Origin of the sequence: Pseudomonas sp. GLN_2 (assembly GCF_043106005.1) — a bacterium.
GTDB lineage: Bacteria > Pseudomonadota > Gammaproteobacteria > Pseudomonadales > Pseudomonadaceae > Aquipseudomonas > Aquipseudomonas alloputida.
In genome coordinates this window covers 1-16,747 of sequence record NZ_JBICMC010000002.1, presented here as the reverse complement: position 1 = coordinate 16,747, position 16,747 = coordinate 1, and the positions used below count along the sequence as shown (strand labels likewise).

The window sequence follows — 16,747 nt, the reverse complement described above, 5'->3', positions numbered from 1 at the left end:
CTGATCGGGTGGCCTGTCCCGGCCCTGTCGCTGGCAGGCCATCTTCCCACGGCCACCCGGCTGCACATTGGTCAACGCGTTGCTGACCAGGACCACTCGTCGTCAAGTCTGCTAATGCAGTCGAACACTCGGCCCATGCGGAGAATCTTCCACTAAGGTGCTAAAGGATCCCCCGCAAGCTCATTGCCCGGGCGCATAAACAGCTGGCCGAGCATGCGCAATATCAATTGGCGCCCCGCCCGACAAAGGCGTACTCCCAAACAACAGGCCATCCCACAGAGAGGGTCGTACCATGTCGTTGATAGGCGTTTCGATACTAGAGATGCGGCAACTGATCGAGCAGGCCTGCTTGCCAGACCGCTGTGAAGTCAGCTGCCCGGACGGCGCCCACCTGACCATCCGCCTGGGTCAGGGCCAGGATCTCGATCAGGGCGTGACCCTCAGCGGGGTCGCGCTGCAAAACCTCAACAGTTGCCGTGACCTGGTCAACCTGGTGGACCAGCTGCATGCGCTGCGTGACAACCACCCGGCGCCACTCAAGGCGATCGCCTGAACGCGCCTGTCGTGCCCCGGTCAGTCCAGGCTGGCCGGGCGTACGTATTCCGGCATCAGGCCGTTGAACCAGAACAGGATCATTGCCACCAGGATGGTCACCAGCAGCAGCAATCCTACCCCCCAAACGCACGTTGCAAACAATAACGCCTGCTCTTTCTTCAGCCGCATGAAAGTCTGCAACCCGCCATATAGCAACACGCTGGCATACACAGAGGCAGCCATTAGCGCGGCAAAGGCGAGCCAACGAATTGGCATCAGACCAACCACTCCGGCAAAGAACCACGGCGTGGCGCAATAGGCGGCAAAACCGATACACTGGTTCAGGCTGGGCTGTGTATTGAACCCTCGTGACATCCAGCGGATCATCACGCCCATCAGCATCACACCTATCACAGTGGTGGTATACAGCAGGCCTGCCAATTGCGCGGCGCTGCCGATGCTAAGGCGTACCCGCTCCTCGGCCGCCAAGCTCCAGCCGAAGGTGGTAGTGCCGACGAAGAGGCACACGGCGGGTATCAGCGCCAGGGCTAGCAGGCGTGGCAGGTATTGCTGTGGGTTGTCTTCCTCGGCCCGGCGGATGTCCAGCCAGGCGTCGGCGGGGTGGGTGAAGAGCTTGAATAACGGACTGTTCATAGCGTTCTCCGGTAGGCAAGAGCCCTTTTGCTATGGAGACACGCGGCTCTTAGCCAGTTCAGCCTGGATGGCCGCCGTTGATCGGCTTATTGCAGTTCCAGCAGCAGGTTCAGGCCACCGTCGCCGCACTTTCCCTTCTCGCGAACCACGCCGTGGTAACTCCGCCCATCCCAGACGAAGGCCACACTGTGAGCTCGGTCGATCTTGTCAGGCAGTGGGGGGCAAACGTGCAGGCGCAGCCCTGGGCGACCCTGCAGGTTGAGGGCGGCGAGCTGGCATTGGCATTCCACGCGTTGCGCCACCGGGCCGAACAGGGTGTCGCGTACGTAATCGAGCTGCAGCGAAGCATTGGGTGCGCGGCCAGGCATCTTCATCGGTACATGGCTCCGTTGCAACGGCTCGAAGAACCAGGCGGGTTGGGCATGGCAGGCTCCAGACAAAAGAAAGGCGGCTTATCATTCGAAGCTTGCCTGGCCAAGATGTTCAATGTGTTTCATGTGCGTTCATCTTGTTTTGCGCGGGGTGGCAGATGACGGCCCCTGTTCAGGCACCCGCCTTGCGCAAGGTCAGGTTGATCCGCCGTTCGCCCAGGCGCGGATGCACACCGGGCTTGATCGGTAGCACGCCGTGAAAGCGCAAGCGGTCTTCGCCACCCCACACCAGCACATCGCCGTGGCTCAGCGCGATGCGCTGAGCCTTGTCGGCACGCTGCAGGCCGCCGAACAGGAACACTGCCGGTAAGCCCAGCGACACCGACACGATCGGCTGGCCGAAATCCTGCTCGTCGCGGTCCTGGTGCAGACTCAGGCGTGTGCCCGGCAGGTAATGGTTGACCAGGCAGGCATCCGGCACGAAACCGTCAAACCCGGCCATGGCTGCGGCGCGGGAGGCCAAGGCGAGCAGAACCGGGGGCAGGGCGGGCCAGGGCTGGCCACTGAGTGGGTCGCTGGGGCTGTATCGGTAGCCATGTTGATCACTCACCCACCCCAGCGTACCGCAGTTGGTCAGGGCCACTGCCATGCGCAGGCCTCCTGGGGTGTACATGTGCCGGAACGGCGCAGCACGCAGCACCGGACGCAGGGCATCGAGCAGCGCCTCGGTTTCGGCCAGGGCGAAGCCGGGCAGCAGCACAGTGTGGCTGGCCAGGCGTTGCGGCTGGGGGCCGAACAGGTCGAGGTCGGACTGGATCATGCGGCTGCACATCTTCGAGCGGTTTGCCATTGTACCCGACAGATACACGTCAAGGGATTGCACACGCTGGCCGGATCGAACGATTGCAGAGGGCGGGATTACAGAAAAAGGAACCGCGGCACCAGGGAGAGGAGCACCGCGGTTCAAGGGGGGAGCGGTTTACTGCTGGGTCACAGTGGCCAGGTTCGCGCTGCCCAGCTGGGTGATGGTGGCGGATTGGGCGACACCACTTTGGTCGACGAACGCCTTGTTGCTTTGGCCCCCCTGGGTCACGTAGGCGACGTTGATGCTGTCGGTCTGTTTGATGGTGGCTTCGTTTCCGCTTCCGTAGAGTTGGTTGGTGTAGCTCTGGTTGCTATAGCCGGACTGGTCGAGCGTGATGGTGTTGCCGGTGCCCTGGCTGCTGCCGTAGGCATAGTTGTCGGTACCACGCTGGTCGGCGATCAGAATGTTGTCAGTGCCGTTCTGTTCGAAGTACAGCTCGTTGCTGACGTCATCCTGCTTGGTCGACATCTGGTTGCCTGTACCCGTCTGGCTCAGCGTGGCCTGCTGGTCAGCGCCCTTCTGGGTCAGATTGACGCCGTTGCCATTGCCCGTCTGGTTGATGGTAGCGTTCTGGTTGGTGCCGAACTGGCCACCCATCTTGGCGCCTTTCCAGTTACTGGCGGTGATGCTGTTGCCATTGCCTTGGGTGTTGATGGTCAGGTTGAGGTTCTCACCATTCTGATAGGTGAAATGCAGGTTGTTGTTGCCGGTTTGGGTAATGGTGGTGGTCGAGTTGTTGGTCTCGAACTGGTCCGACCAACTGGCGTTGGCATTGCCTTGCTGCGACAGGCTGACCTTGTTGCTGACGCCGAAGCTCTGGTCGATATAGCCTTCGTTCGACTGGCCGGTCTGGACCACGGAGGCCTGGCTACCGATCTGTGTGTCCTGCCACACTTCCACGGAGTTGCCGCCCCCGTACTGGCCAATGGCAATGGTGCCACCCGTGCCTTCACGCTGGTCGCCATAGGCCCAGTTGTCGTGGCCATCCTGATAGACCTGGATATCGCCATCGATATGGTTCAGGTGCTCGGCGGTGGCGTAGTTGTCCTGGCCGGTCTGGTTGACGGTGCTGCGGTTGTTGCTGCCACCGAAGGTCTGCTCGATGAACGCCTCGTTGCGCTGGCCGGATTGCCAACTGGTGGCTTTGCTGCCTTCCTGGCTGTCCTGCCAGACGGTGGATTTATTGCCGGCGCCTTGTTGGGTTTGCAGCGATTCGTTGTTCGACCCTATCGACTGGCTGGCGAAGGCATCGTTGTAGCTGCCTCCGGCGTGCTGGGTGATCTGGCTGCCGTTCTCGAACAGTTGCTCAGCGTAGCCGGCGTTGTACTGGCCGGTGGCGCTCTGCTGAATATCGCTGGTGCTTTCGGCCTGCACGGCGAGGTGGTTGTGGCCCTTGCCAGTCTGGTTCTGGGTGGCCGAGGCGAAGGGTGCCTGGGTCTGAGAGACTTCGGCGATGTTTTCCTTGCCGTCCTGGGTCTGGGACGAGGTGCTGTCAGCAGCCATGGCCTGACCTGCGAGGGCCAGGACGATAGCGGCACTTAACGGAGCGAGCTTGTACATGGTGGTGCCTCCAGGTCTATCGGTATTGGGTGATCTGAACATGCTGGCCATTGCCAGCCTGGGTCACGGAGCTGTTGAGCCCTGAGCCGGACTGCACGATGCTGGCGCTGTTGTCGTTGCCGATCTGCTCGATGGCGGCGTTGTTGCTGCTGCCGCTCTGGCGAATCGACGCGCTGTTGCCATTTCCCTGTTGGCGGATGATGGCCATCAGGTCACTGCCTTCCTGCAAGATGTACGCTTCCTGGGCACCGCCGGACTGGACGATACGGCCCAGCAGGGCCTGACCGTTCTGGTCGAGGGCGGCGCGGTTGCCTGACCCTTGCTGCTCGATCACCGCAGCCTGGCCGGCACCGGCCGGCAGCAGGCGGATGATCACGGGTTCACCGAGGTCGTTGCCGGGTGCGAGGTCGGCATTGTCCATCAGGTCCTCTGCCCAGCAGGCCTGGCCCGCCAGGGCCAGGCAGAGCAACAGGGAGTACAGCCGTTTCATCGAAGCCTCCGGCTTTTACTGCACGACTACGTTGACGGTGCGCGTGGTGCCTTGGCTGGTGGTGATCGTCGCCGTCGGTGCCGCAGTCGGGATGATCGTGGTGCTATTGCTCACCGCCAGGCGCCAGCGGCCGGTCAGCGCTACCGTGGCCGTACCCAAGGTCTGGACGCCGGTAGTCGTGGTTACCCGCACGGTTACGGTATTGCCGGTGGTCACCGACGAGGTGCCACTGATGTCCCAGTTATAACGGTTGTTGGAGCGTGCCGTGACCGTGGCTGCCGTGACGGCGAAGGTTTCAGCGGCAGGCCGAGGCGACACGTTGACGGTGACCGTACCTGGGGTGGACAGCCCCCCCAGCGCGTCACGTGCCTGGTAGGTGAAGGTGGTGGTGAAGGCTGTGGTTACAGTGGCCGGTGGGGTATAGGTGACGGTTGTGCCGTCGGTGCTGACCGTGCCACGGCCGGTGGCCGGCTGGGTGATGTTGGTCACGCTCAGCGGTACGTTGCCTTCTGGGTCGGTGTCGTTGGCCAGTACGTTGATGGTCAATGGCACGCCCAAGGTGGCGACGGTTTCCGGGTTGGCAGTCGGTGCCTGGTTAGGTGCGACGTTGATCGTGACCGTAGCCGGTTCCGATTTCAGCCCTTTGGCATCCTCCGCCCGGTAGCTGAAGTTGGCTACCAGCGGTTGTGTGGCGCCGGTCGGCGGCGTGTAGGTAACCGAGGTGGTGCCATTCATCACGACGCCGCCAAGGCCGGTCCCGGGTTGGGTCAGGTCGCTGATGGTCAGCGGCACGTTGCCATCCGGGTCGCTGTCGTTCAGCAGCAAATTAAGTGTGATCGGTACACCGACACTGGTGCTGCCGACATCGGCCTGGGCGAGCGGTGGCTGGTTGGCGGCCTCGACCGGGGCGTTGCCGACCACGATCACTGGCTCTACATCACTACCGCCGCGGGCAGACTTGACCGTAACGGTGGCGGGCGGTTGCGCCAGGTCGTTGACCGTGATGCTTTGCAGTGTGCCCGATTTCGACAGGCGGCCGTAGCCCTGGGCGAGCAGGTCGGGGACCGCTACTTCGTCGCTGGAACTGGCCTCGATCAACAGACGTTTGTTGGCCCAGTCGTAGCGTGCGGTGCTGACTTTGACCACGTCGCTGAGCTTGCTCGAGAGCGCAGTCGGCTGGGTGCCGCCGACTGCGTTGCTGGCGGTGACAACCACCACCTCTGGCGGCACCGACTGGTTGAACTGCTGGCTGAAGAACAAACCGTTGTTGTCCGAAGTCAGGGTGAACTGACAAGGCGAAGGCGGCGTGCCGATCAGTGCCAGGCCATTGCGCATGCACAGGCTGGCCTCACTCGGGGCCTTGGCGAACACTTCCACGCGGGTACCGCTGCCGTTGCGCGAGTAGGTGGCGCGCTCCAGCGTGACCGGGGTTTGTGCTCGCGGGTCCAGCACCTTGCCAGACACTGTGAACGTGTTGGTCTGAATGGCGCCCGCGGGCCCTTCGATGCGCACGAAGTTGGTATTGAAGGGGCTACCGGTTACCGCTTCGGTGATATTGGGGTCGCCGATGTAGGTTTCGGTGGTGCCCGTGTCCGGGTTGACCTCTGTATACGGCCCGCCAACCCCCTTCAGCCAAGGGCCGATCGCCCCCCCCAGCGCCCCCTGGAAGTTGCCCGGAGCGCCGATACCGATGTCCCGAGTGATATTGATCGCGCGACGACCTGCCGTGGTGACGTTGACCGTCTCCACCCCGTAAGGGTGCGTGATGGTGTAGGTACCGGTGCGTGGGACCGAAGCGCGGATACGGATGCGGGCGAAGCTTTGCTGATCACCGTTCACCGGGTTTTCAGCCGCGAAGGCTGCCTCTATACCGGCAACGTAGACCTCCAGTTCATAACCGCTGTTACCTACTTGGGGTATCGAGGTTTCGGCCAGGAACCAGAACATCTCGGGTGGCCAGTTATCTGGAAATACCAGCGGCAGGGCATCGTCATAGATCCCGGGCTCGGGCAACAAGGTGCACATGTAGGCGGGCGCCCCTGGTGCGCCTGGCGCACGGGTGCTGGTGGCACGCGACTGGCACAGCTCCAGGGATTGGTCGAGGCTGTCCTTGTACCACATCGGATAGCCACCAGTGGCGAAGGTGTAGGGCCCCGGGTCGACATCAGACAGCGCGGCAAACGCGGCGCTGGTAACGGTAAGAGAGAAACCGGCGGCCAACAGCGCACGGCGCGACCAAGTGTTCATGCTGCCTCCTTGAAGGCTGAGCCTTTGTCTGTTCATGGCACCAGCACCACGTCTTCGGTGTCGCTACCACCGTTGGCGCTGGTGACCTGCACCTTGGCCGGCGGAATGGGCGAGAGGGTCATGCTCAATGTCTTGACGGCGCCGGTACCGCCAAGGTTGCCGATCAACGTGCCGTTGCCGGTATGCGCGGTAAGGACGGGTGGTGTGGTCTCGTCACTGGTGTTGGCCACCAGAGTCAGCTCGCCGGTAGACAAGCGGTACTGGGCCTGTGTGATGGTGACCAGGTCGGTCAGGGGGACGTTGCTGGTGGTCAGGCTGCTGGTCGGGATTGCCACGCTGTTGTCAGCGGACAGTGTCACGAGGGTTCCGGCCGCCGGGTTGAGGACTGACTGGGCGTACCAGGCGCCGGTGCCGTTGGCCTCGGTGAGGCTCAGGTTGGGTGTCTGGCTGGTCAGGGTGACGCTTGCCGGTGGCGGCGGGGCCAACACGAAGATGTCTTGTTGGGCGATCAGGTCGCCGTTTTCGGTATGGCGTGAGTACGTGCTGCGTTGTGGCATCAGCGGGGTTGGCAGGGCCACTTCGGAAAGCTTGCCCGAGACAGCGAACAGCTCGGTGCGCAGGTCGATGCCACCAGGGCCTTCAATGCGTACGTAGTTGGTGTTGAATGGGCTGCCGGTGACCCGTTCTTCCAGGTTCGGGTCGCCGATGAAGCGCTCGTTGCCTTCGGTGTAGGGGCCGTTGACACTGCGCAGGAACGGCCCGACATCACCCTTGAGTGCGCCGCTGAAGTCGCCTGCCCCCGCTATGCCGATGTCACGGGTCATGTTGATCGCCCGGCGCCCTGCAACGGGCACATCGAACACTTCAACGCCATAGGGGTGGGTGACCACGTAGGTGCCCGCGGTGGGTACATCGACCCGGATACGGACCCGGGCGAAGCTGACCTGGTCACCCTCGACAGGTTCTTCGGCAGCGAATGCCGCTTCGATCGCCGTGCCATAGCTGAGGTCGATGCCACGGGCGGCGTCGACGATTGCAGCGTCGGCAGTGAACCAGAACGCTTCGTCAGGGAAGTTGGTGGGGAAGACGATGGGTTGGGTATCGTCGAACACACCAGGCGTGGGCAGCAGCGTGCACATGTATGAGGGTGCACCAGGTGCGCCGGCGACCCGGGAGCTGACGGCCTTGGTCAGGCACAGGTCGAGGGTACGACCGTGGCTGTCCTGGTACCAGGCGGGGAAGCCGCCATTGGCAGGGACGTAAGCGCCTGGATCGACAGCGTTCAAGGCGGCCTGCGCGGGAAGCTGGAGCATGCCGGCGAAAATCGCCACTGCCAGCGGGTGGGGTATCGGTCGGTGCATGAGTCAATTCCTCCTGCAAACGGGCCCATGGACTTGGGGCGTCTGGGAGGAGATCGGCAAGAGCTGTGCCAATATCTTAAAGTTGCGCTGCAGGCCTTGGGGGGCAAGGGGCGAGCCTATCCGCGAGGGATTTTGCAAGCGGCTGGCGGTGGGCAGCGTTCCCCCAAGGTTGGGGATTGGGGGCCGGTAATTCAAACCCAGTTTTAGAAGCCAATGCGGTTTTTGCTACAGTGCTACCGCGGTCCCTTTCCCCGAGCCGAGCCAAGCGATGCAACCCCTCGACCACCTTTCCCTGAACCTGTTCATCGTCGTCTGCGAAGAAGGCACCATCGCCCGCGCTGGCGAGCGCGCGTTCATGGCGCCGTCCGCCGTCAGCAAACGTATTTCAGACATCGAGGCGCGCTTTGGCACCGCCTTGCTCAAACGTAGCAAGCGCGGCGTGGAGCCCACCCCGGCGGGGCTTGCACTGCTGCGCCATGCCAGGGAAATGACCCGCGCCATGGAACGCCTGGACAGCGAGCTGAGCGAATACGCCCACGGCGCGCGTGGTCATGTGCGGGTGTTGGCCAATGTATCGTCGATCATGGAGTTTCTGCCTGAAGAACTGTCAGCGTTCATGCTGGAATACCCACTCATCCAGGCCGATATCGAAGAGCGCTTCAGCGCCGATGTTGTTCGTGGTGTGGCCGAGGGCACTGCAGACCTCGGCATCTGCCGCAAATCCATGGCGGTGGGTGACCTGGATTTCGTACCGTATCGGCAAGATCACCTGGCCGTGGTCGTTGCTGCTGACCACCCGTTGGCCGACCGCAGCCAGATTGCCTTCGAGGAAACCCTGGGTTACGACCACCTGGGGCTCTCGGCCTTTGCCACATTGAACGCTTTCATGCGTAAAAGCGCCGAACAGTCAGGCAAGGCGCTGCATTTTCGTTCGTACGTGTCGTCGTTCGATGCGGCATACCGTCTGGTGCAGTTCGGCCTTGGCCTGGCGGTGTTTCCGCAAGAGGCCGTGTCCCGCTATGCGGCGTTGTTCGACCTGCGGGTCATTGCGCTGACTGACGACTGGGCGCTTGGCGAATTCGTCATCTGCATGCGCGATCGGCACACGCTGTCACTGTCGGCTCGGCGCCTGCTTGACCACCTGTTGCTGCGTGCACCGGCCTGGCAGGTCGCGGGCTGATCCATCGTGGCTGACGATGGATCAGCCCGCGAAACACGTCTTTTCTGCCCGTCATCCAGCTCTTAGTCTGGCGCAACGCTTCAGACAGAGAGACCGTGATGACAACAATAACAATCAATGAAGTCGGCCTGCGCGATGGCTTGCAGAGCCTGCAAGTGATCATGCCGACAGCAGCCAAACGCCGTTGGATCGATGCCGCTTACGGCGCCGGCGTGCGTCATATGGAAGTCGCGTCGTTCGTGCCGGCACGCTTGCTACCGCAGATGGCCGATGCCCGCGAAGTGGTGGCCCACGCCCTCACGTACCCGGACCTGCAAGTAACCGTGCTGGCTCCGAACCTTCGTGGCGCAAGGGACGCACTTGAATCGGGTGCACACCGCATCGTCGCCCCGGTATCGGTGAGCACGGCGCACAGCCTGGCCAACGTGCGCCGCACGCCAGTGGAGATGGTCGAGGAACTGGGACGCATGTGCCAGCTGCGTACTGAAATGGGCCTGCATGGGGTGCAAGTCGTGGCCGGCATGTCGGTGGCCTTTGGCTGCACCCGACAGGGCGAGGTGCCGCTGGTTGACCTGTGTGCGTTGACCCGCCAGGTGATCGAAGCCGGTTGCGACCTGGTCTCCCTGGGAGACACCACTGGCTATGCCAATCCGGGCCAGGTGGCAACGGTGCTTCAGGCCGTACGGGAGATTGCAGGCGACCGTCTCAAGGCCGCGCACTTCCATGACACCCGGGGCCTGGCCTTGGCCAACAGCCTGGTGGCGGTGCAGCAGGGCATTGGAGAACTGGATGCCTCCCTGGCGGGCCTGGGAGGGTGCCCGTTCGCCCCTGGCGCGTCTGGTAATACCGTGACCGAAGACCTGGTGTTCATGCTGCAAAGCATGGGCTACGACACCGGCATCGACTTACCTGCACTGATCGAAACCCGGCAGGTACTAAGCGAAGCGCTACCGGGCGAGCCACTTTACGGCTTCATCGCCCGGGCCGGATTGCCGCTCAACTTCGCCAACACACACCGCCACGCCTGAACTGCCCGTAAGAGGAGCACCACGATGTCCAGACTTCCCTTGGACGGCATCCGTGTCGTAGAGATTTCGCATATGGTCATGGGCCCGACGTGCGGCATGATCCTCGGCGACCTTGGCGCCGAAGTCATCAAGATCGAGCCGATACGCGGCGACGGCACGCGCCGGTTGCTGGGCGCAGGGGCGGGTTTTTTCCGCACCTTCAACCGCAACAAACAATGCATCGCTGTCGATGTTGAAACGCCCGAGGGCCGTGAGGCGGTGCTGCAACTGATCGACACCGCCGACGTCTTCATCGAGAACTTCAAGCCCGGGCGTATGCAAAAGCTGGGGCTGGGCTACGACGCACTGTGCCAGCGCAATCCAGGGCTGATCTATGCCTCGCACAAGGGGTTCCTCAGCGGGCCATACGATAACCGCCTGGCGCTGGATGAAGTGGTACAGATGATGGCCGGTCTGGCCTACATGACAGGGCCGGTGGGGCGCCCGCTGCGCGCAGGCAGCTCGGTGAACGACATCATGGGTGGCATGTTCGGCGCCATTGGCGTGCTGGCCGCACTCAACGAGCGCCACAGCACCGGCAGGGGCCGGGAGGTGCAAAGTGCCCTGTACGAGAATTGCGTGCTGCTGGCTGCCCAGCATATGCAGCAGTACGTGGTCACCGGTGAAGCCGCAGCGCCGATGCCGAACCGCATCAGTGCCTGGGCCATCTATGACGTGTTCACTTTTGCCGGTGGCGAGCAGATGTTTGTCGCCGCCACAGGGGAAGGCCAGTGGCACGCGTTATGCCGGGTACTGGGGCAAACCGCTTTGCTTGATGACCCGACCCTTGGTAGCAATAACGACCGCGTGTTGCAGCGGCCACGGCTGCTGGCGCACCTGGCCGAGGTGTTTGCGCCGCTGGACGCCGGGCAGTTGGCGGTGCAGCTGGAAGCCAACGGCATTCCTTTCGCGCCGATCCGCCGCCCTGAAGAGCTGTTCGAGGACCCCCACCTGCTACAGAGCGGTGGCATGGCCGAGCTGCAACTGGAAGACGGCAGCCACACACCGATGCCGTTATTGCCGCTGTCACTGGACGGCCAGCGCCTGCAGCCACGGCGGGCGATCGCGAGGATTGGTGAGCACACCCGCCAAGTGATGCGTGAACTGGGTTACAGCGACGCGCACATTGCCCAGCTGTGTGCGGCGGGCGTGCTGAAAACAGACGACGCGGCTTGAGGAGGCCTTCAGATGGCGATCTACCAATATGACAACCTTGCACCCAACCTGCACCCGGAAACGTTCATCGCCGAGGATGCCAGCGTCATCGGCGACGTTACCCTGGAACAAGGCGTCAGTGTATGGCCGCAGGCCGTGCTACGGGGCGACAACGAAGCGATCCATATCGGCCAGCACAGCAACGTGCAGGAGGGTGCTGTCTTGCATGCCGACCCCGGCTTTGCGTTGACAGTGGGGCAAGGTGTCACCATCGGCCACCAGGCCATGCTGCACGGCTGCACCATCGGCGATGGCGCGCTGATCGGCATTCAGGCGGTGGTGCTCAATGGCGCGGTCATCGGCAACAACTGCCTGGTGGGTGCCGGCGCCATCGTCACCGAAGGCAAGGTGTTTCCCGACAACTCGTTGATCCTGGGCGCACCTGCCAAGGTAGTGCGTGAGCTCACTGCCGAAGCTATCGCCGGTATGCAGCGCAATGCGACCGAGTACGTCGCAAAAGGCCAGAGCTTCAAGGAAAAGCTGATCCGTATTCGCTAAAAAAACCTGCTGGTGGCGCCCTTCGAGGCGTCGCTGCTCTCCAATAATTACAAGAATGGAGATTCACCATGGTTGCTTTGACCGGCGAACTGGCGCGTGAGCGCAACGACAGTCACATCAATGAGCTGCTGCTATACCGCCGTGTGGCTTGGCGCATCATGCCGCTGGCTATCATCTGCTTCCTGTTCTCCTACTTCGACCGCATCAACATCAGTTTTGCGAAGACACAAATGCAGCAGGAACTGGGCCTCAGCGATGCTGCCTACGGCCTGGCCGCGAGCATGTTCTTCGTCGGCTATGTGCTGTTCGAAGTGCCCAGCAGTCTCGGCCTGAAACGCTACGGGGCTCCGGCCTGGATCTGCCGGATCATGGTGTCCTGGGGCCTGGCGACGGCTGCGCTGGTATTTGCCTATACCCAGTACACGCTGTACTTCCTGCGCTTTCTGATCGGCGTCATGGAGGCCGGCTTCGGCCCGGCGATCCTGTTCTACCTGGCATGCTGGTTTCCGCGCAAGCACCTGGCGAAGATGAATGGCCTGTGGTTCCTGGCGGTGCCGCTGGCTGGAGCGGTGGGTGGCCCGGCTGCGGGCTTTTTGCTGGGGACAATGGACGGCGTGTTGGGCCTCGCTGGCTGGCACTGGTTGTTCCTGATGTCCGGGCTGCCGTGTGTGCTGCTGGGCCTGCTGGTGCTGTGGAAGCTGGACCGCGATATCGAGGCGGCGAAATGGTTGAGCCGCGAGGAGAAGGACCTGCTGGCGGAGAACCTTGCCCAGGACAAACGCGCTGCAAAACCGATACTCGGCTCGATCTGGCGGGTGTTGCTGACCCGTGAAGTGGCGATCATGGCGTTCATCTACTACGTGGTCAAAACCGCGTCCTACGGGCTGAATTTCTGGATGCCGCACCTGATCAAGTCCTCGGGGGTGCAAGACATGCTGTGGGTTGGCGTACTGTCGGCATTGCCTTATGCGGTAGCGTGCATCGGCATGGTGTTGCTGACTCGCCACTCCGACCGCACCGGCGAGCGCAAGCGCTATCTGGTGTACTGCCTGCTGGCGGCCGCCGCCGGTTACCTGCTGGCGTGCCTGTTCTCCGGCTCTCCCTTCGCGATGATGACCGCGCTGGTGCTGGCCACTGCGGGCACCTTTATCGCTATCCCGATCTTCTGGACCATTCCACAGTCGACGTTCTCGGGGCTGGCCATTGCCACCGGCACCGCCGCGATCAACTCGGTGGGACAGCTGAGCGGCATCGTTGCACCAGTGATGGTGGGCAAGATCAATGACCTTACCGACAGCACCTACATGGGCATGCTGTCAATCGCGCCGCTGATCCTGGTCGCATGCCTGGTGGTGATGCGTTGCGTGCGCAACCCCAAAAGCTGATTGGCGCTGAGTCTTCGAACAACAACAAGAATAAGCACAAGGCATACCAATGATCGTGATCTTTCGGCGAGCATCGCTGGTGCTCTCGGCGCTTTACTGCGCCTGTCAAACCGCCCAGGCTGCCTTTATCCATGACGGCAGTGGCAGCCTGGAACTGCGCAATTTCTATTTCGACCGCGACTTTCACGGTGACAGCGCCACGCAATCGCGGCGCAGTGAATGGGCCCAAGGCTTCATGCTGCGCTTGCAGTCTGGCTATACCGACGGCGTGGTTGGCTTTGGCCTGGACGCAGCCGGCATGCTGGGGCTCAAGCTGGACTCATCGCCTGACCGTAGCGGTTCCGGCCTGTTGCCGCGAGGCAGCGACAAACGCGCCGCGGATGACTACGCCAAGGCCGTGGCTACCTTCAAGGCCAGGCTGGCACAGAGCGAATTGAAAGCGGGGGGCCTGAGCCCGCAACTGCCATTGCTGGCGTCCAACAGCAGCCGCTTGTTCCCCCAGTGGTTCAACGGTGTGCAACTGGTGAGCAAAGACTTGGACCGGTTTACGTTCACCCTGCTGCAGGTGAATGCCACCAAATTGCGTGACTCCACCGACTATGAGGACCTGACCGCCATGGCGCAGCAAGGGGCCTATTCGGCGACGGCCACCAGTGATCGCCTGCGCTACGCCGGTGTCGATTACCAGCCGTTGAACAACCTGACCCTCAGCCTTCACACCAGTGTGCTCGAAGACCTGTTCCGGCGTGATTTTGCCGGTTTCAAGTTCAAGACCCGCCTCGGGCCGGGGGATGTGTTCACCGAGTGGCGCTGGTTCAATGCAAGGAAGCAGGGCCGGGCGTTGCTGGGCGGAGTCGACAATCAGACCCTCAGTACCAACTTCGGGTACAGCGTTCAGGGCCACACGTTCAGTGGCGGCTATCAGAAAGTGCGCGGGGATACGGCATATGCCTACGTGGGGGGCACCGATACCTACCTGTTCAGCGAACAGCAGGTCAGCACATTTGCCCTGGCCAACGAACGGGCGTGGATGCTGCGCTACGACTTCAATTTTGCTGCTGTAGGCATCCCCGGGCTGACGTTCAACGTGCGTTATGTTAAGGGCAATCAGGTGGACCTGCAGCGCATTGCCAGCGCCAAGGGCAGGACATTGGCGGCTGCCGACGGAGAGGGGCGGGAATGGGAGCGGACTACGGATATTACCTATGTGGTGCAGTCGGGGGCGCTCAGGAATGTGTCGCTGCGTTGGCGCAATGCGAGCATGCGCTCGAATTTTGCCGATGCAGCGGATGAGAACCGGGTGATCGTGGGGTACACGTTCGAATTCTGAATTCAGACACAATCTTCGTTGGGCGCAGCCGGTTTCTCTTGCGCTTTGGATCTGCGCGGTTTGCGTGGCTTTTTCGCCGGGCGCTTGCCGGGCTTGAGCTGCCAGCGGTCGGCGTTGGCGAGCAGGCGTGCCTGGATTGCGGGTGGGTAGTCGTTCAGGGTTGTGACGGGGGGAATGGGCTTGCCAGGCAGGCCGGCCTCGCGGATGACCTTCGGCCAGCGCGGTCGCCAGCACAGCAGCAGGCTGAGCCAGTGGCCGGTGCCGATGATGACGAACGCGGGCCAGACAAACAGCAGCGCAACTGTGAACAGCCAGCTGCTTTTGCGGAAGAAACGCCCAAGGCCTTCGAACTGGGCGCTGAATGCCTGGATGGGGGAGGGTAGCTGGGTGCTCAGGCGGGGGCGGGGGACGGCGTGTGGGCCTTCTTCCATGTAACGGCGGATGAATTCCCACTCATCACGCAGTTCGCTGCCGCCTTGGCCTTGTTTGCCCAGCAGGGCCATTTCCATGTGGGGCAGGCCGGTGCGGCTGGGGTGCCAGACCAGGCCTAGTCGCACGCCCATGCTGAGTGAGTCATCTTCTGGATATAAGCCAGTGCTCCCGGTTGCATTCCACGGGAAAGTGACGATGCCGCCGCAGTATTTCGGTCGATGTAGGTGAACTTGTTGGGTTACTCGGTTGAAGCGAATGAGCAGATGCCGACTGGTCAGCATCTCCAATCGGGTCAAGTGTAATCCATACTTTGTGTAAAAAAATATCGTAGCACCTGATACGAGTGCCATCATGAATGTCAGTGCCACCATCAGAAGTGATCGAGCCTCACGGTCTGTTATGTCCTCCCAGAGAAAATATAATGTGGAAATTGTCGTAACACCTATAATGGGCATAATTCCACCTAGTGTTGCAATTGTTATGAGTCCGCGCTTTTCCTCTGAGCCACCACATCGCATTTCAATAAATGTTTCGTTGAAAGCGAATATCGGTCCGCGTGTGTGGGGTTTTTCGCTAACAGTTTGGAAGTGTATGTCCTCTTCCAAATCCCCTTCGTAAAATTCCTGGGTGACGCGCTTCTCAGCAGGTGTTAACTCTGCTTCGTACGCTTTTCGTTCGGTCTCTGACTCGGTGGCCATTTGCCAGAATCCCCATTCAATCAAATACATTACAGAACCTCGCTGAATGCGGCATGTAGCGCCATCAATTCTTCTTGCTCATCGTAAGGCTCCGAGTTTTCCCCCACGCGGAAGCTGCTGCGCTTGCACCACTTTTCCAAAGCGTCATCTTCAAAGATGTAAATGATCAGCGTCAAAACGAGCCCTATCCAGAACGCGCCGAGAACTAAACGAGCGAGCAGTAGCCTCGCTGCCTGCGTACCCAGTCTTTTTGCGAGTCTTGACATTGATTGACTAAGAAGTCTTACTATTTTGTTAGCGCTGGAGTTTGCAAGGTGATCGAATAAAGGCTTGGCGATGGCGATGGCGGTTCCAAGTTCACCCAATGATAACGTTATGGTAGCTACTCCTCGGAGCGCGTAAGCAGTAGCCAAAATTCTCGATTTTTTCTTGCCCTGCTTTGTGGTTGGATCGCTTCGGAGATGTTGAAGCCAATCAGTAAAATCCCACCATGCCAGCATTCCGCCCCCAATCCCCGCCAGGCTAGCGCCCCACAGCTTCAACCTCCCCAATGTTACGGCCGCCCCTTTCCCGGTCACGCTGTTAGCGCCGTATCGGGTTGCTATCTGGTCCACATAACTCGCTCCAATTTCAAAGCCCGCCGCAGCCGTGGTCATCGCGGCCGCCAGGAGTTCGGTCTTCACCCGCGCATCACTGTCAGGCAGTTCGCGCGCTTTGAAGGCCATCAGCATTCCCTCCAGCAGGCACACCAGCCCGGAGACACGCACTTTGTAGAAGTCACTGTTACGGGCCTGCATCAACCCTTCAGCCCAGGCCTGGTCGAGGTACCTTGATACCTGGCCTGCACTGCGTTGTGGGTT

General features: G+C 61.5%; 15 protein-coding genes and 1 pseudogene. 7 read left to right on the top strand and 9 right to left on the bottom strand.

Annotated elements, in window-relative coordinates:
* Positions 1 to 292 precede the first annotated feature (292 nt).
* A complete protein-coding gene (locus ACF8Q6_RS00175) occupies positions 293 to 553 on the top strand; it encodes a DUF1652 domain-containing protein (RefSeq protein ID WP_012052201.1) in 261 nt (86 codons plus the stop codon).
* Between the two features lie 20 nt (positions 554 to 573).
* Here ACF8Q6_RS00175 and ACF8Q6_RS00170 read toward each other — a convergent pair whose 3' ends face one another.
* The 7 genes from ACF8Q6_RS00170 to ACF8Q6_RS00140 form a co-directional block, all read right to left on the bottom strand.
* Positions 574 to 1,188 (bottom strand): Yip1 family protein, encoded by a 615-nt coding sequence (locus ACF8Q6_RS00170; RefSeq protein ID WP_012052202.1) that lies wholly within the window; start codon positions 1,186 to 1,188, stop codon positions 574 to 576.
* A gap of 86 nt (positions 1,189 to 1,274) precedes the next feature.
* Positions 1,275 to 1,562: a hypothetical protein gene (locus ACF8Q6_RS00165; protein ID WP_003253801.1), complete on the bottom strand. Its 288-nt coding sequence runs from the start codon at positions 1,560 to 1,562 to the stop codon at positions 1,275 to 1,277.
* Between the two features lie 169 nt (positions 1,563 to 1,731).
* Positions 1,732 to 2,379 carry a DNA oxidative demethylase AlkB gene (gene alkB / locus ACF8Q6_RS00160; RefSeq protein ID WP_104961582.1) on the bottom strand — a complete coding sequence of 216 codons (648 nt, stop codon included), beginning with the start codon at positions 2,377 to 2,379 and terminating at the stop codon, positions 1,732 to 1,734.
* A gap of 159 nt (positions 2,380 to 2,538) precedes the next feature.
* The gene (locus ACF8Q6_RS00155; RefSeq protein ID WP_392492558.1) at positions 2,539 to 3,984 is read right to left on the bottom strand and encodes a curlin; all 1,446 of its coding nucleotides are present in this window, start codon (positions 3,982 to 3,984) and stop codon (positions 2,539 to 2,541) included.
* A gap of 16 nt (positions 3,985 to 4,000) precedes the next feature.
* Positions 4,001 to 4,474, bottom strand: a complete 474-nt coding sequence (locus tag ACF8Q6_RS00150; protein ID WP_014861749.1) for a curlin — start codon at positions 4,472 to 4,474, stop codon at positions 4,001 to 4,003.
* Positions 4,475 to 4,489: 15 nt separating this feature from the next.
* Entirely contained in the window at positions 4,490 to 6,721 is a 2,232-nt protein-coding gene (locus ACF8Q6_RS00145; RefSeq protein ID WP_392492559.1) for an Ig-like domain-containing protein, read from the bottom strand.
* 32 nt (positions 6,722 to 6,753) lie between these two features.
* Entirely contained in the window at positions 6,754 to 8,082 is a 1,329-nt protein-coding gene (locus tag ACF8Q6_RS00140) for a hypothetical protein (protein ID WP_017148320.1), read from the bottom strand.
* Between the two features lie 268 nt (positions 8,083 to 8,350).
* Between ACF8Q6_RS00140 and ACF8Q6_RS00135 the strand changes: the two genes are divergently transcribed.
* The 6 genes from ACF8Q6_RS00135 (at position 8,351) to ACF8Q6_RS00110 (ending at position 14,757) form a co-directional block, all read left to right on the top strand.
* Positions 8,351 to 9,262, top strand: a complete 912-nt coding sequence (locus ACF8Q6_RS00135) for a LysR family transcriptional regulator (protein ID WP_392492560.1) — start codon at positions 8,351 to 8,353, stop codon at positions 9,260 to 9,262.
* A gap of 98 nt (positions 9,263 to 9,360) precedes the next feature.
* Positions 9,361 to 10,290: a hydroxymethylglutaryl-CoA lyase gene (locus tag ACF8Q6_RS00130; protein WP_392492561.1), complete on the top strand. Its 930-nt coding sequence runs from the start codon at positions 9,361 to 9,363 to the stop codon at positions 10,288 to 10,290.
* 24 nt (positions 10,291 to 10,314) lie between these two features.
* Positions 10,315 to 11,505, top strand: a complete 1,191-nt coding sequence (locus tag ACF8Q6_RS00125) for a CaiB/BaiF CoA transferase family protein (RefSeq protein ID WP_392492562.1) — start codon at positions 10,315 to 10,317, stop codon at positions 11,503 to 11,505.
* A 12-nt stretch (positions 11,506 to 11,517) separates the two neighbouring features.
* Complete coding sequence (locus ACF8Q6_RS00120) at positions 11,518 to 12,042, top strand: gamma carbonic anhydrase family protein (RefSeq protein ID WP_076403117.1); 525 nt, start codon at positions 11,518 to 11,520, stop codon at positions 12,040 to 12,042.
* 68 nt (positions 12,043 to 12,110) lie between these two features.
* A complete protein-coding gene (locus ACF8Q6_RS00115) occupies positions 12,111 to 13,427 on the top strand; it encodes an MFS transporter (protein ID WP_392492563.1) in 1,317 nt (438 codons plus the stop codon).
* Positions 13,428 to 13,476: 49 nt separating this feature from the next.
* Positions 13,477 to 14,757 carry an OprD family porin gene (locus ACF8Q6_RS00110; protein ID WP_392492565.1) on the top strand — a complete coding sequence of 427 codons (1,281 nt, stop codon included), beginning with the start codon at positions 13,477 to 13,479 and terminating at the stop codon, positions 14,755 to 14,757.
* 2 nt (positions 14,758 to 14,759) lie between these two features.
* Here ACF8Q6_RS00110 and ACF8Q6_RS00105 read toward each other — a convergent pair whose 3' ends face one another.
* Both ACF8Q6_RS00105 and ACF8Q6_RS00100 read right to left on the bottom strand, forming a co-directional pair.
* A complete protein-coding gene (locus ACF8Q6_RS00105; RefSeq protein ID WP_392498066.1) occupies positions 14,760 to 15,917 on the bottom strand; it encodes a DUF6708 domain-containing protein in 1,158 nt (385 codons plus the stop codon).
* Positions 15,917 to 16,747: pseudogene (locus ACF8Q6_RS00100) on the bottom strand (hypothetical protein); the annotation flags it as partial. The pseudogene ACF8Q6_RS00100 and the gene ACF8Q6_RS00105, both read right to left, overlap by 1 nt.

Coding starts and splice junctions, on each gene's coding strand:
- ACF8Q6_RS00175 (WP_012052201.1), top strand. CDS start 293: ATGTCGTTGATAGGCGTTTCGATACTAGAGATGCGGCAACTGATCGAG.
- ACF8Q6_RS00170 (WP_012052202.1), bottom strand. CDS start 1,188: ATGAACAGTCCGTTATTCAAGCTCTTCACCCACCCCGCCGACGCCTGG.
- ACF8Q6_RS00165 (WP_003253801.1), bottom strand. CDS start 1,562: ATGAAGATGCCTGGCCGCGCACCCAATGCTTCGCTGCAGCTCGATTAC.
- alkB (WP_104961582.1), bottom strand. CDS start 2,379: ATGATCCAGTCCGACCTCGACCTGTTCGGCCCCCAGCCGCAACGCCTG.
- ACF8Q6_RS00155 (WP_392492558.1), bottom strand. CDS start 3,984: ATGTACAAGCTCGCTCCGTTAAGTGCCGCTATCGTCCTGGCCCTCGCA.
- ACF8Q6_RS00150 (WP_014861749.1), bottom strand. CDS start 4,474: ATGAAACGGCTGTACTCCCTGTTGCTCTGCCTGGCCCTGGCGGGCCAG.
- ACF8Q6_RS00145 (WP_392492559.1), bottom strand. CDS start 6,721: ATGAACACTTGGTCGCGCCGTGCGCTGTTGGCCGCCGGTTTCTCTCTT.
- ACF8Q6_RS00140 (WP_017148320.1), bottom strand. CDS start 8,082: ATGCACCGACCGATACCCCACCCGCTGGCAGTGGCGATTTTCGCCGGC.
- ACF8Q6_RS00135 (WP_392492560.1), top strand. CDS start 8,351: ATGCAACCCCTCGACCACCTTTCCCTGAACCTGTTCATCGTCGTCTGC.
- ACF8Q6_RS00130 (WP_392492561.1), top strand. CDS start 9,361: ATGACAACAATAACAATCAATGAAGTCGGCCTGCGCGATGGCTTGCAG.
- ACF8Q6_RS00125 (WP_392492562.1), top strand. CDS start 10,315: ATGTCCAGACTTCCCTTGGACGGCATCCGTGTCGTAGAGATTTCGCAT.
- ACF8Q6_RS00120 (WP_076403117.1), top strand. CDS start 11,518: ATGGCGATCTACCAATATGACAACCTTGCACCCAACCTGCACCCGGAA.
- ACF8Q6_RS00115 (WP_392492563.1), top strand. CDS start 12,111: ATGGTTGCTTTGACCGGCGAACTGGCGCGTGAGCGCAACGACAGTCAC.
- ACF8Q6_RS00110 (WP_392492565.1), top strand. CDS start 13,477: ATGATCGTGATCTTTCGGCGAGCATCGCTGGTGCTCTCGGCGCTTTAC.
- ACF8Q6_RS00105 (WP_392498066.1), bottom strand. CDS start 15,917: ATGTATTTGATTGAATGGGGATTCTGGCAAATGGCCACCGAGTCAGAG.